Source organism: Noviherbaspirillum humi, from assembly GCF_900188095.1.
Lineage (GTDB): Bacteria > Pseudomonadota > Gammaproteobacteria > Burkholderiales > Burkholderiaceae_D > Noviherbaspirillum > Noviherbaspirillum humi.
On record NZ_FZOT01000017.1, the window covers coordinates 63,462 to 83,870 of the forward strand.

Below are 20,409 nucleotides of genomic sequence, written 5' to 3' on the forward strand. Positions count from 1 at the left end.
TAGAGGCATAAAGAATGCTGTTATCAGAGCAGGCTTACAGAAAAATCGATCGCGAGCTCGCGAAATTTCCGGCGGACCAGCGGCAGTCGGCGGTCATGGCCGCGCTCGCCATCGCCCAGGATGAAAAGGGCTGGCTGGCGCCGGAAGTCATGGAAGACGTCGCACGCTACATCGGCATGCCACCGATCGCGGTGCAGGAAGTCGCCACCTTCTACAACATGTTCGATACCAAGCCGGTCGGCAAGGTGAAGATTTCGGTCTGCACCAACCTGCCGTGCGCGCTGTCGGGCGGTGAAAAGGCGGCTGCCTATCTCAAGGAAAAGCTCGGCATCGACTACAAGGAAACCACGCCGGACGGCCAAATCACACTTGTCGAAGGTGAGTGCATGGGCGCCTGCGGCGATGCGCCGGTCATGCTGGTAAACAACAAGCGCATGTGCAGCTTCATGACCGATGAACGCATCGATGCGCTGCTGGAGGAAGTGAAGAAATGACCAGTCTGCACAACCGTCACATCAAGCCGCTGATTCTGGCGGACCTGGACGGGTCCAACTGGCACCTGTCTGACTACGTCAAGCGCGGCGGCTACGAAGCGCTGAAGCGCATCCTGGACGAAAAGATTCCGCCGGAGCAGGTGATTGCCGAGCTGAAGGCTTCTTCGCTGCGCGGCCGTGGCGGAGCCGGCTTTCCCACCGGCCTGAAGTGGAGCTTCATGCCGCGCCAGTTCCCGGGCCAGAAATACCTCGTCTGCAATACCGACGAAGGCGAGCCGGGCACCTTCAAGGACCGCGACATCATCCGCTACAACCCGCATGCGCTGATCGAGGGCATGGCCATCGGTGCGTACGCCATGGGGATCACCGTCGGCTACAACTACATCCACGGCGAAATCTGGGCCGAGTACCAGCGCTTCGAGGAAGCGATCGACGAGGCGCGCGCCGCCGGTTATCTGGGCGACCGCATCATGGGCAGCGATTTCAGCTTCCAGCTGCATGCCTTCCATGGCTACGGCGCCTATATCTGTGGCGAGGAAACCGCGCTGCTGGAGTCGATCGAGGGCAAGAAGGGACAGCCGCGCTTCAAGCCACCTTTCCCAGCCAGCTTCGGACTTTACGGCAAGCCCACCACCATCAACAACACCGAGACCTTTGCAGCGGTACCGTTCGTGCTGCGCATGGGCGGTGAAGCCTATGCCGCGCTCGGCAAGCCGAACAACGGCGGCACCAAGATCTTCTCGATGTCCGGCGACGTCGCCCGACCCGGTAATTATGAAGTGCCGCTCGGCACGCCGTTCGCGACGCTGCTGGAGCTCGCCGGCGGCATGCGTGACGGCAAGAAGATCAAGGCGGTGATTCCCGGTGGATCCTCCATGCCGGTGCTGACCGGCGACGTGATGATGCAGACCGACATGGACTATGACTCCATCGCCAAGGCCGGCTCCATGCTTGGTTCCGGCGCAGTGATCGTCATGGACGAGACTCGCTGCATGGTGAAATCGCTGCTGCGCCTGTCCTACTTTTATTACGAGGAATCGTGCGGCCAGTGCACCCCGTGCCGCGAAGGCACCGGCTGGCTGTACCGGATGGTTCACCGCATCGAGCACGGCCAGGGCAGGGCGGATGACCTGGACATGCTGAATTCCATCGCCGACAACATTCAGGGTCGCACGATTTGCGCGCTGGGCGATGCAGCAGCGATGCCGGTCCGCGCGATGATCAAGAATTTCCGCGACGAGTTCGAGTACCACATCGAGAACAAGCGCTGCCTCGTACCGGCTTACGTTTAATGTCATTCCTCTTGCGAGAGGGAAGGCGAGGAGAGGGGCCAGGTTGTATCGAGAACCCTTTCCTCGGATATTCCCGATCGGGAGAGAGTGAAACGAGATCCAAGACATGATTGAAATCGAAATAGACGGCAAGAAAGTGGACGTGCAGGAAGGCAGCATGGTGATGGACGCTGCCAACAAGCTCGGCACGTACATTCCGCATTTCTGCTATCACAAGAAGCTGTCCATCGCGGCCAACTGCCGCATGTGCCTGGTCGAGGTCGAGAAGGCCCCGAAGCCGCTGCCTGCCTGCGCCACGCCGGTCACCAACGGCATGATCGTGCGCACTGCGAGCGACAAGGCGATCAAGGCCCAGAAGGGCGTGATGGAGTTCCTGCTCATCAACCACCCGCTGGATTGCCCGATCTGCGACCAGGGCGGCGAATGCCAGCTGCAAGACCTGGCCGTCGGCTACGGTCCTTCTTCTTCCCGTTATGCGGAAGAGAAGCGCGTGGTGGCGCCCAAGGATGCCGGTCCGCTGATCTCCATGCGCGAAATGGCTCGCTGCATTCACTGCACCCGCTGCGTCCGCTTCGGCCAGGAACTGGCAGGCGTGATGGAATTCGGCATGCTGAATCGCGGCGAGCACTCCGAGATCACCACCTTCGTCAACAAGACGGTCAGCTCCGAGCTGTCGGGCAACATGATCGACCTGTGTCCGGTCGGTGCGCTCACCTCCAAGCCGTTCCGCTACACCGCGCGCCAGTGGGAACTGTCCCGCCGCAAGTCGGTGAGCCCGCACGACAGCCTCGGCACCAACCTCATCGTTCAGGTCAAGAACAACAAGGTCATGCGCGTGCTGCCCTTCGAAAACGAAGAGGTCAACGAATGCTGGCTGTCTGACCGCGACAGATTCTCCTACGAAGGTCTCAACACCGACGACCGCCTGACCCGGCCGATGATCAAGCAGGGCGGCCAATGGCACGAAACCGATTGGCAGACCGCGCTCGAATACGTCGCTCACGGCCTGCGCAACATCCGCCACGAGCATGGCGCCGATTCCATCGCCGCCCTGGCTGCGCCGTATGCGACGCTTGAAGAACTCGGTCTGCTGCAGAAAGTCATGCGCGGCATCGGTTCCGACAACGTCGACTTCCGCCTGCGCCAGTCCGACTTCGCCATGGATGGCAAGATCGTTCCGTGGCTCGGCATGTCGATCGCCGACTTCTCGGCGCTGAAGCGCGTCTTCATCATCGGCTCGAACCTGCGCAAGGATCATCCGCTGCTGGCGCTGCGCCTGCGCCAGTCGATCAAACGCGGCACCAAGGTCAGCGCCCTCGTCAGCAACGACGACGACTGGCTGATGCCGATGGCGAGCAAGATGGTGCATGCACCATCCGGCTGGCTAAACGTGCTGCAGGAAGTGGTCGTCGCCGTTGCCCAGACGAAGAACATCGGCATTCCGGCCGGTTTCGAAAGCGTTCAGCCGTCCCAGCAATCCCGGGCCCTGGCCGACAATCTGCTGTCGGGCGAGCCGCGCGGCATCCTGCTCGGCAACGCCGCCGCATCTCATCCACAGGCTTCACAGATCCATGCCGCCGCACAATGGATCGCCGACAACACCGGCGCCAAGTTCGGTTACCTCACCGAGGCAGCCAACACCGTCGGCGGCTATATCGCCAATGCCGTGCCGGGCAAGGGCGCCAACGCGCAGCAAGCCTTCGCCCAGCCGCGCAAGGCCTATGTGCTGATGCACCTGGAGCCGGAACTCGACACCGCCAATCCGCAAGCGGCCCGTGCAGCCCTGGCCCAGGCTGAGATGGTGGTCGTCATGTCGCCGTACCAGCATGGTGCCGAGCACGCCGACGTGCTGCTGCCGATCGCGCCGTTCTCCGAAACCGCCGGTACGTTCGTCAGCGCAGAGGGCAGGGTGCAGAGCTTCAACGGCGCCACCAAGCCGCTCGGGGATACCCGTCCGGGCTGGAAGGTGCTGCGCGTGCTCGGCAACCTGCTGGGCCTCGACGGCTTCGAATACGAGACCTCGGAGCAGGTCCGCGCCGACATCCTCGGCACGAAGAACCTGGCAGAAGTCGACCTGACTTCCCGCCTGAACAATCGCGTCGAAGGCGGCTTGAAGCATGTCTCCACCCAGGAGGCGGATCTCGAGCGCGTTGCCGATGTCCCGATCTACTTCTCGGACGCCATCGTGCGCCGCGCGAACGCACTTCAGCAGACTGCAGATGCGCTGGCGCCGAAGGCCTGGATTGCACCGCTGCTGGCGCAAAAGCTGGGCGTTGCCGAAGGCGACATGGTGACGGTGAAGCAGGGCGGCGGTGTGGCGCGTCTTCCTGCCGGCGTCGATGCCGGCTTGCCGGTCAATGTCGTGCGCGTCGCGGCCGGCCATCCGAGCACCGCATCGCTGGGCGCGATGTTCGGCCCGATCACTGTGGAGAAAGCATAATGGATCAGCTGTTTACGACCATTCAGGCCGGCGGCCAGAGTGTGTTCGGCTTCTTCTGGCCAGCGCTGTGGAACCTGATCAAGATCGTCGCCATCGTCCTGCCGCTGATGGGGTGCGTCGCGTACCTGACGCTGTGGGAACGGAAGATGATCGGCTGGATGCACATCCGCCTCGGCCCGAATCGCGTCGGCCCGGCCGGCCTGCTGCAGCCGATCGCCGATGCGCTCAAGCTGCTGCTCAAGGAAATCGTGGTCCCGGCACGCGCCAACAAGGCGCTGTTCGTGATCGCACCTATCATGACCATCATGCCGGCGCTGGCTGCCTGGGCCGTGGTGCCGTTCGGCCCGGACCACGTGCTGGCCAACGTCAATGCCGGTCTGCTGTTCGTCATGGCCATCACCTCGATGGAAGTGTACGGCGTGATCATTGCCGGCTGGGCTTCCAACTCGAAGTACGCTTTCCTCGGCGCGATGCGTGCATCGGCGCAGATGGTGTCCTATGAAATCGCGATGGGTTTCGCCCTGGTGATCGTGTTGATGGTATCGGGCAGCCTGAACCTGACCGACATTGTCAATATCCAGAACCGCGGCTTTTTCGCCGACAAGGGCCTTACCTTCCTGTCGTGGAACTGGCTGCCGCTGCTGCCGATCTTCGTGATCTACGTGATCTCCGGCATCGCCGAGACCAACCGGCACCCGTTCGACGTGGTGGAAGGGGAGTCGGAAATCGTGGCCGGCCACATGGTGGAGTACTCCGGCATGTCGTTTGCCATGTTCTTCCTGGCCGAATACGCCAACATGATCCTGATTTCAACCCTGGCGTCGATCATGTTCCTCGGCGGCTGGGCGGCGCCTTTCAGCTTCCTGGATTTCATCCCGGGCTGGATCTGGCTCGGCATCAAGGCGTTCTTCGTGGTGTCGCTGTTCATCTGGGCGCGCGCTTCGTTTCCGCGTTACCGCTATGACCAGATCATGCGTCTCGGCTGGAAGGTGTTCATTCCGCTGACCCTCGCCTATCTGCTCATCGTCGCAGGCTGGATTCAGTCTCCTTGGAATATCTGGAAGTAAGAGAAGAGGCTAAGCAAATGCAAGCCATTAAAGAGTTTTTCGGCAGCCTGATGCTGCGCGAGCTGGTCAAGGGCCTGGCCCTGACCGGCCGCTACATGTTCGCCCGCAAGATCACCGTGCAATTCCCGGAAGAGAAGACCCCGCTGTCTCCGCGCTTCCGCGGCCTGCATGCGCTGCGCCGCTATCCGAACGGCGAGGAACGCTGCATCGCGTGCAAGCTGTGCGAAGCGGTTTGCCCGGCGCTGGCGATCTCGATCGATTCCGAAGAGCGCGAGGACGGCACCCGCCGCACCACGCGCTATGACATCGACCTTACCAAGTGCATCTTCTGCGGCTTTTGCGAAGAATCATGCCCGGTCGATTCCATCGTCGAGACCAATACGCTGGAGTACCACGGCGAGAAGCGCGGCGACCTGTACTACACCAAGGAAATGCTGCTGGCCATTGGCGACCGCTATGAAAAAGAGATCGCTGCCGCTCGTGCCGCGGATGCCCCGTATCGATAAACCGGCCGAGCGCGCCCGACAAGAGCCTGCCCCAAGAGCCACAAGACGAAGCGCCAAACTGAACCATCATGGAATTTAAAACTGCCCTGTTCTACGCGCTGTCGGCGATCCTCGTGCTCGCCGCCACACGCGTCATCACCGACCGGAACCCGGTTCACGCCGCGCTGTTCCTGGTGCTGTCCTTCTTTTCCGCCGCCGGCATCTGGCTGCTGCTGAAAGCCGAGTTCCTCGCCATCGTGCTGGTGCTCGTCTATGTCGGCGCCGTCATGGTGCTGTTCTTGTTCGTGGTGATGATGCTCGATATCAACCTCGACAAGCTGAGGGAAGGGTTCTGGGGCTACTTCCCATTGGCGGCGACGATCGGCGTGGTCATCGTGCTTGAAATGGCCGCCGTTCTTCTGCACGGCTTCTGGGCGCCGGAAGCGCAGGTCCCGGCCGCATCGAACACCATCGGCAACACCAAGGAACTGGGCAAGCAGATCTACACCAACTACATCTTCGGTTTCGAAATCGCCGCCGTGATTCTGCTGGTGGCCATCATCGCCGCCGTGGCGCTCACCATGCGCCGACGCAAGGACAGCAAGTACTTCGATCCGGCGGATGCGGTCAAGGTTCGCCGCAACGATCGCATCCGCATCGTCAGCATGAAGGCGGAATCCACGCGACCGAACGGCGATCAGCCGGCTGCGGCATCGGCGGAAAAACAGTAAAGGAAGCATCTTGGCCTTATCTCTCGCACATTACCTGATCCTTGGCGCCATCCTGTTCGCCATTTCGATCGTCGGCATCTTCCTCAACCGGAAGAACGTCATCGTCCTGCTGATGGCGGTGGAGCTGATGCTGCTCGCCGTGAACATGAATTTCATCGCCTTCTCGTATTACCTCGGTGATGCGGCTGGCCAGATCTTCGTTTTCTTCATTCTTACCGTGGCAGCTGCTGAGTCGGCGATCGGTCTGGCGATCCTGGTGGTCTTGTTCCGAAATCTGGACACCATCAATGTCGAAGACCTGGACGCTCTCAAGGGCTAATTACAAAACAAGCACAAACACGCATAAGGTTCACTATGGCGGGGCAACTTAACCCTAACCTCCTTCTGGTCGTACCGCTGGCGCCGCTCGCCGGCTCGGCCATCGCCGGTCTGTTCGGTACCAAGTTCTTCGGCAACCTGATCGGCCGCAAGGCGTCCCATTCGGTCACGATTCTTGGCGTGCTGGTGGCATTCGTCATCTCCTTCATGACGCTGCTGGATGTCATGAACGGCGCCACCTACAACGGCACCATCTACAACTGGATGACCGTGGGCGGGGTTAAGCTTGAGATCGGTTTCCTGGTCGACAGCCTGACAGCCATGATGATGTGCGTGGTGACCTTCGTGTCGCTGATGGTGCACATCTACACCATCGGCTACATGGAGGAGGATGAGGGATACAACCGCTTCTTCTCCTACATTTCGCTGTTCACCTTCTCGATGCTGATGCTCGTCATGAGCAACAACTTCCTGCAGCTGTTCTTCGGCTGGGAAGCGGTAGGTCTGGTGTCCTATCTGCTGATCGGCTTCTGGTACACCAAGCAGACCGCCGTGTTCGCCAACATGAAAGCTTTCCTGGTGAACCGGGTTGGTGACTTCGGCTTCATCCTTGGCATCGGCCTGCTGCTGGCCTATGCCGGTTCCATGAACTATGCCGAAGTCTTCGCCAAGCGCACCGAACTCGCCGGCCTGACTCTGGCGGGCAGCGATTGGATGCTGCTGACCGTCGCCTGCATCTGCCTGTTCATCGGCGCGATGGGCAAATCCGCTCAGTTCCCGCTGCATGTCTGGCTGCCCGACTCGATGGAAGGTCCGACCCCGATCTCCGCGCTGATCCACGCCGCCACCATGGTGACCGCCGGCATCTTCATGGTCACTCGCATGTCGCCGCTGTTCGAGCTGTCCGATACCGCGCTGTCCTTCATGCTGATCATCGGTTCCATCACCGCACTGTTCATGGGCTTCCTCGGCATCATCCAGAACGATATCAAGCGGGTGGTGGCCTATTCAACGCTGTCCCAGCTCGGCTACATGACGGTCGCGCTCGGCGCTTCCGCCTACCAGGTGGCGGTGTTCCACCTGATGACCCACGCCTTCTTCAAGGCGCTGCTGTTCCTCGGCGCAGGCTCCGTCATCATCGGCATGCACCATGATCAGGACATTCGCAACATGGGCGGCCTGCGCAAGTACATGCCGATTACGTGGCTGACGTCGCTGCTCGGTTCGCTGGCCCTGATCGGCACGCCGTTCTTTTCCGGCTTCTATTCCAAGGACAGCATTATCGAGGCGGTGCACAACACCCATATCGTCGGTGCCGGCTTCGCCAACTTCGCTGTCCTGGCCGGCGTATTCGTTACTGCTTTCTACTCGTTCCGGATGTATTTCCTGGTCTTCCATGGCAAGGAGCGCTTCGGACATGCCCATGCCCATGGCCACGACGAGCATCACGGCGACGACCCGCACGACGACCATGCCCATCACGGACTTGCTCCCGGCGAGAAGCCGCACGAGACGCCGCTGGTAGTGACGCTGCCGCTGATCCTGCTGGCTATTCCATCGGTCGTCATCGGCTATCTCGCGATCGAGCCGATGCTCTATGGCGATTTCTTCAACAACGTCGTTTTCGTCGGTGAAAACCATCACGCCATGGCGGAGATGAAGGAAGAGTTTCACGGCGCGCTGGCGATGGCCCTGCACGGATTCACCTCGATTCCGTTCTTCCTCGCGCTGGCCGGTGTGGTGTTGTCCTATTACTGCTATATGGTCAATCCGAAGGTGCCGGCCTGGTTCTATGCCCGCTTCCACGGCATCCATACGCTGCTGGACAACAAGTACTACATGGACAAGTTCAACGACGTCGTCATCGCCCGCGGCGCGCGCCTGCTCGGCCGCACCTTCTGGACAATAGGCGACCGCGCGCTTATCGATGGCCTGTTCGTCAATGGCAGCGCCAAGCTGGTAGGCTGGTTTTCCACTATCGTGCGCCATCTGCAATCCGGCTATATCTATCACTATGCGTTCGTGATGATCCTCGGCGTGCTGGCGTTCCTGGTCTATTTCATGCCGTTCCCCTCGTTTGCCAGGTAAGCAGGCGGGTTAAAACTACTACAACCATGATGCAGTCAACTATTCCTTACTTGAGCCTGGCGATTTGGTCGCCCATCTTTTTCGGCTTGCTGGTACTGGCGCTGGGGCGTGACAACAATCCCGGTCTGACGCGCTGGCTGTCGCTGATCGGGGCTGTCGTCAGCTTCGTGATCACGATTCCGCTCTACACCAACTTCGACCCCTCGACGCACGCCATGCAATTCGTCGAAAAGTCGGCGTGGATCGAGCGCTTCAACATCAATTACTACCTCGGCATCGACGGCATCTCGCTCTGGTTCGTGTTGCTGACCGCCTTCATCACCATCTTCGTGGTAATCGCCGGCTGGGAAGTGATCGAGAAGCGGGTGGCGCAGTATATGGGCGCCTTCCTCATCCTCTCAGGCGTCATGGTCGGCGTGTTCTGCGCGCTCGACGGCATGCTGTTCTACGTTTTCTTCGAAGCGACCCTGATCCCGATGTTCATCATCATCGGCGTCTGGGGCGGCGCCAACCGGGTGTACGCGGCGATCAAGTTCTTCCTCTACACGCTGCTTGGTTCGTTGCTGTCGCTGGTCGCGTTGCTCTATCTGTACTTCCAGTCGGGCGGCAGCTTCGAGATCCTGGCATGGCACAAGCTGCCGCTGCCGATGAATGCCCAGGTCCTGATCTTCCTGGCTTTCTTCATGGCCTTCGCCGTCAAGGTGCCGATGTTCCCGGTGCATACATGGCTGCCGGATGCCCACGTTGAGGCGCCGACCGGCGGTTCCGTGGTGCTGGCTGCCATCATGCTGAAGCTCGGCGCCTACGGCTTCCTGCGCTTCTCGCTGCCGATCGCGCCCGACGCGAGCCACTCGCTCTCCGGATTCATCATCACCCTTTCGCTGATCGCGGTGATCTACGTCGGCCTCGTCGCCATGGTACAGGCGGACATGAAGAAGCTGGTCGCCTATTCATCGATCGCGCACATGGGCTTCGTTACCCTCGGCTTCTTCGTCTTCAACGACATGGCAGTGCAGGGCGGCATCATGCAGATGATCTCCCACGGTTTCGTCTCCGGCGCCATGTTCCTTTGCATCGGTGTCCTGTATGACCGCATGCATACCCGCGAGATCGCGAGCTATGGCGGCGTCATCAACACCATGCCGCGCTTTGCCGCCTTCTTCGTGCTGTTCTCCATGGCCAATTGCGGCCTGCCGGCCACCTCCGGCTTCATCGGCGAATTCATGGTCATCCTGGGCGCGGTGAAATTCAATTTCTGGATCGGCCTGCTGGCCGCCACCGCCCTGATCTTCGGCGCCGCCTATTCCCTGTGGCTGGTCAAGCGCGTGATCTTCGGTACCGTGGGCAACCAGCATGTCGCCGAGCTGACCGACATCAGCTCCCGTGAGTTCTTCATGCTCGGCATGCTGGCCATCGCCGTGCTCGCAATGGGCGTTTATCCCGCGCCGTTCACCGACGTCATGCAGACCTCGGTGGCCGACCTGCTCAAGCACGTGGCGGTCTCGAAACTGTAATCCCTCTCCATGCGCCCCCGGGGGCGCGATCGAGTGAAACGACATGAACAATACGAATCTGGTCCCCCTTTATGCCGAGATCTTCCTGCTGGTCTCGGCGTCAGCGCTGCTGCTGATCGACATGTTCCTCAGCGATGCGAAGCGCAACCTGACCTATCTGCTGTCTCTGGTGATCCTTGCCGGCTGCGCCGCATTCAGTTTCGGCGACCTTGCCGCCGGCACGACGGCCTACACCTTCAACAACATGTTCATCTCGGATCCGATGTCCAACCTGTTGAAGCTGTTTTCCTATCTCGCCGTTGGCCTGACCCTCGTCTACTCCCGCCGCTACTCCGATGACCGCGGCATGATCACCGGCACCCTGGGTGGCGAGATGTACGTGCTGGCGCTGCTGTCGCTGCTCGGACAGATGATCATGATCTCCGGCAACAACTTCCTGGTGATCTATCTCGGCCTGGAGCTGATGTCGCTGGCCACCTATGCGCTGGTTGCCCTGCGCCGCAACTACGCGGTCTCCACCGAAGCGGCGATGAAGTACTTCATCCTCGGCGCCTTGTCCTCCGGTTTTCTGCTGTACGGTATTTCAATGCTCTACGGCGCCACTGGTTCGCTCGATTTGAACACCGTCGCCAAGGTGACCGCTTCCGGTACCGTCAACAAGACCGTGCTGGTGTTCGGCGTCGTCTTCGTTGTTGCCGGTCTCGCATTCAAGCTGGGCGCGGCGCCGTTCCACATGTGGGTGCCTGACGTCTACCAGGGCGCGCCAACCTCGATCACGCTCCTGCTGGGCGGTGCGCCCAAGCTGGCCACCTTTGCCATCTGCATCCGTCTGCTGGTGGAAGGCTTGCTGCCGCTGGCGGTCGACTGGCAGCAGATGCTGACCATCCTGGCGGTGCTGTCCATGGCGGTCGGCAACATCACGGCGATCGTGCAGACCAACATCAAGCGCATGCTGGCGTACTCGACGATCGCGCAGATGGGATTCATGCTGCTCGGCCTGCTTTCCGGCGTCGTCAACGGTAACCAGCTCTCTGCGGTCAATGCCTACAGCTCCTCGCTGTTCTACGCCATTGCCTATGTTCTGACGACGCTCGCATCCTTCGGCATGATCCTGCTGCTGGCTCGCTCCGGGTTTGAAGCTGAAAACATTGAGGACTTCAAGGGCCTGAATCAGCGCAGTCCGTGGTTCGCCTTCATCATGCTGATCCTGATGTTCTCGCTGACCGGCATTCCGCCGACGGTGGGCTTCTACGCGAAGCTGTCCGTGCTGCAGGCGGTGCTGGCGACCGGCCAGGTGTGGCTGGCGGTGGTGGCGGTGCTGCTGTCACTGATCGGCGCCTTTTACTACCTGCGAATCGTCAAGGCCATGTATTTTGACGAGCCGGTAGACAATTCACAGATCTTCGCCAATCGCGACATGAGCGTGGCGCTGAGCGCCAACGGCCTTGCTGTTCTGGTCCTTGGCGTGCTGCCGGGTCCGCTGATGAGCATCTGCGCTACCGCGATGCTCAAGACGCTCTCGTCCTGATCTGCCGCTGAGAATCGATCCACAGTGGATGTTTCGCTCTCAAGCTGGTTCGTGATCCTGTTGGCGGCGCTTGCCGCCAACCTTCCTTTCCTCAACGAGCGTCTTTTCGGCGTAGTTCCAACCGGACGTCCGTTGAAGCCGACCTGGATGAGGCTCCTTGAGCTGGCGCTTCTCTATGCCGTCGTGCGTGGCATTGCCTATGGGTTGGAGGCCAGCGCCGGCAATGCGTTTGTGCAGGGTTGGGAGTTTTACGCCATCACCCTCTGTCTGTTCCTGGTGCTGGCCTATCCCGGATTCGTCTATCGCTATCTGCGCCGTCGGCGCGACAAGGCTTGACGCTGCGCCTCTCGCCGCTTGGCGGCGAACGGTATCATGTCACCTTCATTTCCATTTTCTTAAGGCTTGTCCATGGATGCCCATCTTAGGGAAACCCATGTCAGCGGAGAGCTGGCGTTCGAAGGCAATTTCATCAAGGTCCAGCGTGACGTAGTGCGCCTGCCCGACGGCAAGGAGACCGAGCGCGAGTACATCCGCCATCCGGGCGCGGTGGTGATCATGCCGGTATTCGATGATGGCAGGGTGCTGATGGAACGCCAGTACCGCTATCCCCTCGATCGCGTCTTCATTGAATTCCCGGCCGGGAAGATCGATCCGAACGAAGCCTCTCTGGATTGCGCCAGGCGTGAACTGGAAGAGGAAACCGGCTACACCGCAACGCAATGGGATTTCGTCTGCACCATCCACAACGCCATTGCGTATTCGGATGAGCACCTGGACATTTTCATTGCCCGCGGCCTGAAGGCGGGCGACAGCAAGCTCGACGACGGGGAGTTTCTGGAAACCTTCACCACCACAGTGCCCGAAATGCTGCAAATGGTGAGGGAAGGGAAGATCACCGACGTGAAAACCGTGATCGGCACCTTCTGGCTGGAGAAGATCCTTGCCGGGCATTGGCAGCCCGGTTCCTGATTCGCAGGCGCCGTCCGCTTCGCGGCGATACAAATCAAAACGGCCTGGCTTCGCAGCCAGGCCGTTTTTCCTTGTGAAGATAATCCCGCGTTACATGTTCGGATAATTGGGACCGCCGCCGCCTTCAGGCGTCACCCAGACGATGTTCTGCGTCGGATCCTTGATGTCGCAGGTCTTGCAGTGCACGCAGTTCTGGGCATTGATCTGCAAGCGCTCGGCGCCTTCGTCATTCGTCACGTACTCGTACACGCCGGCAGGGCAATAGCGCTGCTCGGGGCCGGCATAGGTGCGCAGGTTGATATTGACCGGCACGCTTGGATCTTTCAGCGTCAGGTGCGCCGGCTGGTCCTCGCCATGGTTGGTGTTGGAAATGAATACCGAAGAAAGGCGGTCGAAGGTCAGCTTGCCGTCCGGCTTGGGATAGACGATGGGCTGAAACTCCGACGCCGGACGCAGGTACTCGTGGTCGGCGCGCTTGTGGCGCAGCGTCCAGGGCGCCTTGCCGCCGAACAGCATCTGATCCACGCCGACCAGGAAGGCGCCGGAATACAAGCCCCGGCCCATGAAGGGCTTGAAATTGCGGGCCTTGTGCAATTCCTCATGCAGCCAGGATTTCTCGAAGGCCTGCGGGAAGGCGGTGAGTTCATCCTGCTGGCGGCCGGCGCCGAGCGCTTCGAAGGCGGCTTCGGCGGCTAGCATGCCGGTCTTGATGGCGGCATGGCTGCCTTTGATGCGGCTGGCATTGAGGAAGCCGGCATCGCAGCCGATCAGCGCGCCGCCCGGGAAGGTCAGTTTGGGCAGCGACTGCAGACCGCCGGCGGTGATCGCCCGCGCGCCGTAGGAAATGCGCTTGCCGCCTTCGAAGAACTTGCGGATCTCCGGATGGGTCTTGTAGCGCTGGAATTCCTCGTAGGGCGAGAGATAGGGGTTTTCGTAGGCCAGGCCAACCACATAGCCCACGGCCACCTGGTTGTTATCCAGGTGATAGAGGAAGGAGCCGCCGTAGGTCGTGGAATCGAGCGGCCAGCCGGCGGTATGGATCACCAGGCCGGGTTGATGCATCTTCGGATCGATCTCCCACAGCTCCTTGATGCCGATGGCATAGGTCTGGGGATCGCGGCCGTCGTTGAGGTTGTACTTCGCCATCAGCTGGCGGCCGAGGTGGCCGCGCGAGCCTTCGGCAAAGAAGGTGTATTTCGCGTGCAGTTCCATGCCGAGCTGAAAGGCGTCGGTGGGATTGCCTTCACGGTCGATGCCCATGTTGCCGGTGGCGACGCCCTTGACCGAGCCATTCTTGTTATAGAGCACTTCGGCGGCCGGAAAGCCGGGGAAGATTTCCACGCCGAGCGCTTCGGCCTGCTGGCCCAGCCAGCGCACCACGTTGGCGAGGGAAATGACGTAATTGCCATGGTTCTGGAAACATTTAGGCAGTGCCCAGCCGGGGGTCTTGTAAGCCTTGCTTTCCGTCAGGAACAGAAAGCGGTCTTCGCTGACTTCCACCTCCAGCGGCGCGCCCATTTCCTTCCAGTTCGGGAAGAGCTCGTTCATGGCGATCGGGTCCATCACCGCGCCCGAAAGAATATGCGCGCCGACCTCGCTGCCTTTCTCGAGCACGCAGACCGATACCTCGCTGCCTTTTTCCGCCGCCAGCTGCTTCAGGCGTATCGCCGCCGACAGGCCGGCCGGACCGCCGCCGACGATCACGACGTCGTACTCCATCGCCTCGCGCGGACCGTATTGTTCAATCAGGCTCTGGGTCTGGCTTTGCGTCATAGTCTCACCATAGAATAATTATCGAACGAGTGTGCTAATTGTCCCGGATTTCAGTCTGGATTGCCAGCCTGCTTTTAGATGAACCGCTCGGCAATCCGGGCGGCATCATACGTGGGTTTGCGCTTTCGTGTAATCATATTGCTCATCACATCGACGTTATAACAAGGATAAGGAGATAGTGTGGGTACGGAATTCAATTTCGAAGGCAAGATCGCGCTGGTGACCGGCGCTTCCAGCGGCCTCGGCAATCGCTTCGCCAAGGTGCTGGCGCAGAACGGCGCCCAGGTGGTGCTGGCTTCCCGCCGCACGGAACGGCTGAAGGAGCTGCGGGCCGAAATCGAGGCGGACGGCGGCGCGGCCCACGTGGTGTCGCTCGACGTCACCGACTATGCCAGCATCAAGGCCGCCATCGCCCACGCCGAGACCGAGGCCGGTCCGATCGACATCCTGGTCAACAACTCCGGCGTGTCCACTACCCAGCGGCTGGTCGACGTCACCCCGGAAGACTATGCCTACGTCATGGATACCAACCAGCGCGGCGCCTTCTTCGTCGCGCAGGAAGCGGCCAAGCGCATGATCGCCCGCGCCAAGGGCGATCCGAAGAAGCAGCACCGCATCATCAACATCGCCTCCGTCGCCGGCCTGCGGGTGCTGCCGCAGATCGGCATCTACTGCATGAGCAAGGCGGCGGTGGTGCATATGACAAAGTCGATGGCGGTGGAGTGGGGCCGTTACGGCATCAACGTCAATGCCATCTGTCCGGGCTACATCGGCACCGAGATCAATGCCGAACATTTCGGCACGGAAAAAGGTCAGGCGCTGATCAACATGCTGCCGCGCCGCAGGCTGGGCGCGCCGGAAGACCTGGATGGCCTGCTGCTCCTGCTGGCGGCCGAAGAATCCCACTTCATCAACGGCGCCATCATCGCCGCCGACGACGGCATGAACGCCCAATGAGCTTTCCATCGAACGCGTCTCGCGAAGGCATGAAGCTGGTGCACGCGATGCGCATGCCGATCCGCTGGGGCGACATGGATGCCATGGGCCATGTCAACAACACCGTCTATTTCCGGTATTTCGAGACCGCCCGCATCGACTGGTTCCGCGAGATCGGCTGTGAACCGGTGCCCCGCGGCGAGGGGCCGGTGATCGTCAATGCGCACTGCACCTTCATCAGGCAGCTGCGCTATCCGGGCGAGATCGAGGTGCGCACCTATGCCGGCGCGCCGGGCCGTTCCAGTTTCGACACGGTGCAGGAAATCCTGCGGATGGACCAGCCTGAGGTGGTGAGCGCTTCCGGCGGGGCCCGGGTGGTGTGGATCGATTACGCGGCCGAGAAGTCGGCGCCCATCCCGGGCTGGCTGCGCGAGCTGCTGCCGGCGGAGTAGAGCGTGAGATCAGGCGCCGCCACCAATCAGGCGATGTACCAGTTCGCTGGAGGTGGAAGCGCTGAACTTCTTCATCAGCTTGGCGCGATGCATCTCCACCGTGCGCGGGCTCAGGCCCATCTGGCGGGCGATCACCTTGCTAGTCTTGCCTTCCACCAGCAGGGCGGCAATTTCCCGCTCGCGCGGGGTGAGGTCGGCGGTGACCGGCCGCTTGGCGCTCAGGTCCTCGAAGGTCCAGATGCCGGCGGCATGCGGGTCTTCATGCACCAGGCCGCGTCCGCTGACATGGCACCAGAACAGTTCGCCGCTGGCGCGCTTCATGATGCGCTCGTCGGAATAGTGGCCCTTGGCGTTCATGATCGGCACGATGCGGGCGCCGGTGCGCTCGAACTCGTCGTTGGTGGGGTAAAGCACGCGGAAGGACTGCCCGACCAGCTGCTCCGGACGATAGCCGAACATTTCCGCCAGCGCCCGGTTGCAGGCATGGATCACGCGGTGGCGCGAGACGCACATGCCGACCGGCGCCTGGTTGAAGATCAGCTCGTAATCGATGGACGACTGGACGTCGCTCATGGGGACGGGTTGCGGCATGACTGAGTTTTATCGCTTCGTATTTTTACGGTATTGTTCTCTGCAGGCCGTCATCTTATGCTGGGCCGGCAATTAAAACCATCATCAGAGCAATTCGAGAGAGGGATTGGTATGAATAAAGTGTACCCCGATGCGGCCGCTGCCCTGGCTGGCATCGTCAAGGATGGCCAGACCATCGCGGTCGGCGGCTTCGGCCTGTGCGGCATCCCGGAAGCGCTGATCGCCGCATTGCGCGATTCCGGCGTGACCAACCTGACCGCCATCTCCAACAATGCCGGCGTCGACGGTTTCGGCCTCGGCCAGCTGCTCAACACCCGCCAGATCAAGAAGATGATCGCGTCCTACGTCGGCGAGAACAAGGAGTTCGAACGCCAGTACCTCGCCGGCGAACTCGAGCTGGAGTTTACGCCCCAGGGCACGCTCGCCGAAAAGCTGCGCGCCGGCGGCTCCGGCATCCCGGCCTTCTTCACCAAGACCGGCGTCGGCACCATCGTCGCCGAGGGCAAGGAAGTGCGCGAGTTCGACGGCGAGCGCTATGTGATGGAGCGCTCCCTGGTGGCCGACGTGTCGCTGGTGAAGGCCTACATGGCCGACAAGGCTGGCAACCTGGTCTATCGCAAGACCGCCCGCAACTTCAACCCGAACGTCGCCATGGCGGGCAAGATCACCGTGGTCGAAGTGGAAAAGCTGGTCGAGATCGGCGAGATCGATCCGGACTTGATCCACACCCCCGGCATTTTCGTGCACCGGATTGTGGTCAACGCCACTCCGGAGAAGCGCATCGAACAACGCACCGTGCGTGCACAGTAAGGCGGAGACAACCATGGCATGGAATCGTGATGAAATGGCCGCGCGCGCGGCGAAGGAACTGCAGGACGGCTTCTATGTGAACCTCGGCATCGGCCTGCCAACCCTGGTGGCCAACCATGTGCCGAAGGATATCGAAGTCTGGCTGCAATCGGAAAACGGTCTGCTCGGCATCGGTCCTTTCCCGACAGAAAACGATGTCGACGCCGACCTGATCAACGCCGGCAAGCAAACGGTGACGATGCTGCCCGGTTCATCCCTGTTCAGCTCCGCCGACTCGTTCGCCATGATCCGCGGCGGCAAGATCAACATCGCTATCCTCGGCGCCATGCAGGTGAGCGAAAAGGGTGATCTCGCCAACTGGATGATCCCCGGCAAGATGGTCAAGGGCATGGGTGGCGCGATGGACCTGGTGGCCGGCGTCGGGCGCGTGGTGGTGCTGATGGAGCATGTGGCCAAGGCCAAGGATGGCACGGTTTCCCACAAGATCCTGAAAGAGTGCAACCTGCCGCTGACCGGCGTTGGCGTGGTCGACCGCATCATCACCGACCTCGGCGTGATCGATGTTACGCCGGAGGGATTGAAACTGATCGAATTGGCGCCGGGCGTGACGGTGGAGGAAGTCAAGGAAAAGACGGGCGCGCCGCTGGATGTGTCGGCTGTGCAGTAATCAGCTAATTCGCAGAGGGTAAAAGGCGCTTCACGAAGCGCCTTTTTTGATTGGATTAGTGGAACGAAGTCGTTCCGATCTTTACTTAATCAACTGAAGTTACTGCGCTACCCAGCCGCCATCCATATTCCAAGCCACGCCACGCACCTGGCTCGCAGCATCGCTGCACATGAAGACCGCCAGTTCGCCTAGCTGATCGGGCGTGACGAACTCACCCGACGGCTGCTTCTCGGCCAGCAATCCCTTCTTCGCTTCCTCGATGGAAACGCCGTGCTGCGCGGCGCGCGCATCGACCTGCTTTTGCACCAGCGGCGTCAGCACCCAGCCCGGGCAGATTGCGTTGCAAGTCACGCCGGTCTGAGCGGTTTCCAGCGCGGTCACCTTGGTCAGGCCGACGATGCCATGCTTGGCGGCGACATAGGCCGACTTCTGCGCCGATGCCACCAGGCCGTGGGCCGAGGCAATGTTGATGATGCGGCCCCAATTGCGCGACTTCATGGCCGGCAGCGCGAGACGGGTGGTATGGAAGGCGGAGGTCAGGTTGATGGCGATCACCGCATCCCATTTCTCGACGGGGAAATCCTCGATGTTGGCCACATGCTGAATGCCGGCATTGTTCACCAGGATGTCGACCGCGCCGAAACGCTCGGCGGCGAAGCGCATCATGGCTTCGATCTCCTGCGGCTTGGACATGTCGGCATTGTGATAGGCGGTCTGGACACCGTGCTGCTTGGCGACTTCCGCCTGCAGCGCCTCGATTTCCTTGGCGTCGCCGAAGCCGTTGAAGACGATGTTGGCGCCTTGCGCGGCGAGCTTGCGTGCGATGCCGAGACCGATGCCGGACGTGGATCCGGTCACCAGCGCTGTCTTGTTCTTGAGCATGTTGTCCTCCTCGGTGGTTTCTTGGTTATGGGCTCCAAGATTTTAAGCGCATCCACCAGTAAAATGTGAACACTTGTCCAACCCGAAAGCCGATCCGCTCAACCATGCGCGAACCCATCCTGAAGCAGGTCCAATGCCTTTCCCCGTCCGGACTGCACCACATGGCTTACAAGGAGTGGGGCGATGCGGACAATCCCGACGTGGTGGTGTGCGTGCATGGCGTGAGCCGGGTGGCGGATGACTTCGATGATCTGGCGCGCGATCTCAGCACCGACTTCCGGGTGGTCTGCCCCGACGTGGTCGGACGCGGTCGTTCCGGCTGGCTGCGCGATCCTCAGCATTACCAGTTGCCGCAGTACGTGAGCGACATGGTGACGCTGCTGGCGCGGCTCGATGCCGGCTCGGTGTGCTGGGTCGGCACCTCGATGGGCGGGCTGATCGGCTTGGGGCTGGCGTCGCTCGAAGGCAGCCCGGTGCGCAAGCTGGTGCTCAACGATGTCGGCCCCAGCATCAATGGCGCGGCCCTGGCGCGCATCGGCGCCTACCTCGGCGAGGATGTGCGCTTCGGCAGTTTCGACGAGGCGGCGGCTTACATCCGCTCCATCTCACAACCCTTCGGCCCGCACAGCGATGCGGAATGGCGCAAGCTGGCCGCCGATGTGCTGCGACAGGATGAGAAAGGCCAGTGGAAGCGGCACTACGACCTGCGGCTGGCCCAGCCGATCAAGGCCACGACGCCGGAAGCGGCAAAAGCGGGCGAGGCCTTTTTATGGGCATCCTACGATCGCATCTCCTGTCCGACGCTCCTGCTGCGCGGCGCCGAGTCCGATCTGCTGACGCCGGAAGTGGCGCGTGAGATGACGCAGCGCGGGCCGCACGCACGCTTGGTGGAGTTTCCCGGCGTGGGCCATGCGCCGACGCTGATGCATGCCGACCAGATTGAAACGGTGTGCGCATTCCTGATGGAAAGCCCACGATCCGGCCAATGAACCAATAAGGAAGACCGCACAATTATGGACATTCAGCGAATGCACGTCGGCAAGACGCTCTCCGAAGCCGCCATCTGCAATGGCGTGGTGTACCTTGCCGGCCAGATTGCCGAGGACGCTACCCAGAACATCGAAGGCCAGACGCGCGAAGTTCTCGGTCACATCGACCGTCTGCTGGCCGAGGCCGGCAGTGACAAGAGCCGCATTCTGATGTGCCAGATATATCTGGCCCACATGGGCGATTTCGCGGGCATGAACGCGGTCTGGAATGAATGGGTGGCCGATGGACACGCGCCGCCGCGCGCCACGGTCGAGGCGCGGCTGGCGAAGCCGGAGTGGCTGGTCGAAATGGTCGTGACCGCCGCGCAGAAATGAAGAAGCGA

The 20,409-nt window shown here is 61.2% G+C and carries 21 protein-coding genes; 18 read left to right on the forward strand and 3 right to left on the reverse strand.

Annotated features, from left to right (window positions below):
* Nucleotides 1-14: 14 nt before the first annotated feature.
* The 12 genes from nuoE to CHB88_RS19800 all read left to right on the forward strand — a co-directional run bounded on the left by nuoE (nt 15) and on the right by CHB88_RS19800 (nt 12,926).
* The gene (gene nuoE / locus CHB88_RS19745; RefSeq protein ID WP_089401061.1) at nt 15-494 is read left to right on the forward strand and encodes an NADH-quinone oxidoreductase subunit NuoE; all 480 of its coding nucleotides are present in this window, start codon (nt 15-17) and stop codon (nt 492-494) included.
* Nucleotides 491-1,786 (forward strand): NADH-quinone oxidoreductase subunit NuoF, encoded by a 1,296-nt coding sequence (gene nuoF / locus CHB88_RS19750; protein WP_089401062.1) that lies wholly within the window; start codon nt 491-493, stop codon nt 1,784-1,786. The genes nuoE and nuoF overlap by 4 nt, the downstream gene beginning before the upstream one ends.
* Nucleotides 1,787-1,892: 106 nt before the next feature.
* Nucleotides 1,893-4,226 carry an NADH-quinone oxidoreductase subunit NuoG gene (nuoG, locus tag CHB88_RS19755; protein WP_089401063.1) on the forward strand — a complete coding sequence of 778 codons (2,334 nt, stop codon included), beginning with the start codon at nt 1,893-1,895 and terminating at the stop codon, nt 4,224-4,226.
* Complete coding sequence (gene nuoH / locus CHB88_RS19760; protein ID WP_089401064.1) at nt 4,226-5,293, forward strand: NADH-quinone oxidoreductase subunit NuoH; 1,068 nt, start codon at nt 4,226-4,228, stop codon at nt 5,291-5,293. The genes nuoG and nuoH overlap by 1 nt, the downstream gene beginning before the upstream one ends.
* A 17-nt stretch (nt 5,294-5,310) precedes the next feature.
* The gene (nuoI, locus tag CHB88_RS19765) at nt 5,311-5,799 is read left to right on the forward strand and encodes an NADH-quinone oxidoreductase subunit NuoI (protein ID WP_089401065.1); all 489 of its coding nucleotides are present in this window, start codon (nt 5,311-5,313) and stop codon (nt 5,797-5,799) included.
* Between the two features lie 68 nt (nt 5,800-5,867).
* On the forward strand, nt 5,868-6,509 hold the full coding sequence (locus tag CHB88_RS19770) for an NADH-quinone oxidoreductase subunit J (protein WP_089401066.1): 642 nt from the start codon (nt 5,868-5,870) through the stop codon (nt 6,507-6,509).
* Nucleotides 6,510-6,516: 7 nt separating this feature from the next.
* Nucleotides 6,517-6,828: an NADH-quinone oxidoreductase subunit NuoK gene (gene nuoK, locus CHB88_RS19775; protein ID WP_176442568.1), complete on the forward strand. Its 312-nt coding sequence runs from the start codon at nt 6,517-6,519 to the stop codon at nt 6,826-6,828.
* A 35-nt stretch (nt 6,829-6,863) separates the two neighbouring features.
* Complete coding sequence (nuoL, locus tag CHB88_RS19780) at nt 6,864-8,915, forward strand: NADH-quinone oxidoreductase subunit L (protein WP_089401068.1); 2,052 nt, start codon at nt 6,864-6,866, stop codon at nt 8,913-8,915.
* Between the two features lie 26 nt (nt 8,916-8,941).
* The gene (locus tag CHB88_RS19785; RefSeq protein WP_089401069.1) at nt 8,942-10,429 is read left to right on the forward strand and encodes an NADH-quinone oxidoreductase subunit M; all 1,488 of its coding nucleotides are present in this window, start codon (nt 8,942-8,944) and stop codon (nt 10,427-10,429) included.
* Between the two features lie 43 nt (nt 10,430-10,472).
* Complete coding sequence (gene nuoN / locus CHB88_RS19790; RefSeq protein WP_089401070.1) at nt 10,473-11,957, forward strand: NADH-quinone oxidoreductase subunit NuoN; 1,485 nt, start codon at nt 10,473-10,475, stop codon at nt 11,955-11,957.
* Between the two features lie 24 nt (nt 11,958-11,981).
* On the forward strand, nt 11,982-12,293 hold the full coding sequence (locus tag CHB88_RS19795) for a DUF2818 family protein (protein ID WP_089401071.1): 312 nt from the start codon (nt 11,982-11,984) through the stop codon (nt 12,291-12,293).
* Between the two features lie 72 nt (nt 12,294-12,365).
* The gene (locus tag CHB88_RS19800) at nt 12,366-12,926 is read left to right on the forward strand and encodes an NUDIX domain-containing protein (RefSeq protein ID WP_089401072.1); all 561 of its coding nucleotides are present in this window, start codon (nt 12,366-12,368) and stop codon (nt 12,924-12,926) included.
* Nucleotides 12,927-13,016: 90 nt separating this feature from the next.
* On the opposite strand, the gene CHB88_RS19805 is transcribed toward CHB88_RS19800, so the two are convergent.
* Nucleotides 13,017-14,699 (reverse strand): electron transfer flavoprotein-ubiquinone oxidoreductase, encoded by a 1,683-nt coding sequence (locus tag CHB88_RS19805; RefSeq protein ID WP_089401073.1) that lies wholly within the window; start codon nt 14,697-14,699, stop codon nt 13,017-13,019.
* 180 nt (nt 14,700-14,879) lie between these two features.
* Between CHB88_RS19805 and CHB88_RS19810 the strand changes: the two genes are divergently transcribed.
* Together CHB88_RS19810 and CHB88_RS19815 are read left to right on the forward strand one after the other, a co-directional pair.
* Nucleotides 14,880-15,656 carry an SDR family oxidoreductase gene (locus CHB88_RS19810; RefSeq protein ID WP_089401074.1) on the forward strand — a complete coding sequence of 259 codons (777 nt, stop codon included), beginning with the start codon at nt 14,880-14,882 and terminating at the stop codon, nt 15,654-15,656.
* The gene (locus CHB88_RS19815) at nt 15,653-16,087 is read left to right on the forward strand and encodes an acyl-CoA thioesterase (RefSeq protein WP_245845091.1); all 435 of its coding nucleotides are present in this window, start codon (nt 15,653-15,655) and stop codon (nt 16,085-16,087) included. The genes CHB88_RS19810 and CHB88_RS19815 overlap by 4 nt, the downstream gene beginning before the upstream one ends.
* 9 nt (nt 16,088-16,096) lie before the next feature.
* Here the strand turns inward: CHB88_RS19815 and CHB88_RS19820 are convergent, their stop codons facing one another.
* On the reverse strand, nt 16,097-16,660 hold the full coding sequence (locus CHB88_RS19820) for a PAS and helix-turn-helix domain-containing protein (protein WP_089401075.1): 564 nt from the start codon (nt 16,658-16,660) through the stop codon (nt 16,097-16,099).
* 129 nt (nt 16,661-16,789) lie between these two features.
* Here CHB88_RS19820 and CHB88_RS19825 point away from each other — a divergent pair, with 129 nt between their 5' ends.
* Both CHB88_RS19825 and CHB88_RS19830 read left to right on the forward strand, forming a co-directional pair.
* Entirely contained in the window at nt 16,790-17,488 is a 699-nt protein-coding gene (locus CHB88_RS19825; protein ID WP_089401076.1) for a CoA transferase subunit A, read from the forward strand.
* A 13-nt stretch (nt 17,489-17,501) separates the two neighbouring features.
* Entirely contained in the window at nt 17,502-18,155 is a 654-nt protein-coding gene (locus tag CHB88_RS19830) for a CoA transferase subunit B (protein WP_089401077.1), read from the forward strand.
* A gap of 99 nt (nt 18,156-18,254) precedes the next feature.
* Here the strand turns inward: CHB88_RS19830 and CHB88_RS19835 are convergent, their stop codons facing one another.
* Nucleotides 18,255-19,037 (reverse strand): 3-hydroxybutyrate dehydrogenase, encoded by a 783-nt coding sequence (locus CHB88_RS19835; protein WP_089401078.1) that lies wholly within the window; start codon nt 19,035-19,037, stop codon nt 18,255-18,257.
* 104 nt (nt 19,038-19,141) lie between these two features.
* On the opposite strand from CHB88_RS19835, the gene CHB88_RS19840 reads away from it, so the two are divergent.
* A complete protein-coding gene (locus CHB88_RS19840; protein ID WP_089401079.1) occupies nt 19,142-20,026 on the forward strand; it encodes an alpha/beta fold hydrolase in 885 nt (294 codons plus the stop codon).
* A gap of 24 nt (nt 20,027-20,050) precedes the next feature.
* Nucleotides 20,051-20,401: a RidA family protein gene (locus tag CHB88_RS19845; protein WP_089401080.1), complete on the forward strand. Its 351-nt coding sequence runs from the start codon at nt 20,051-20,053 to the stop codon at nt 20,399-20,401.
* The last annotated feature ends 8 nt before the right edge of the window (nt 20,402-20,409 follow it).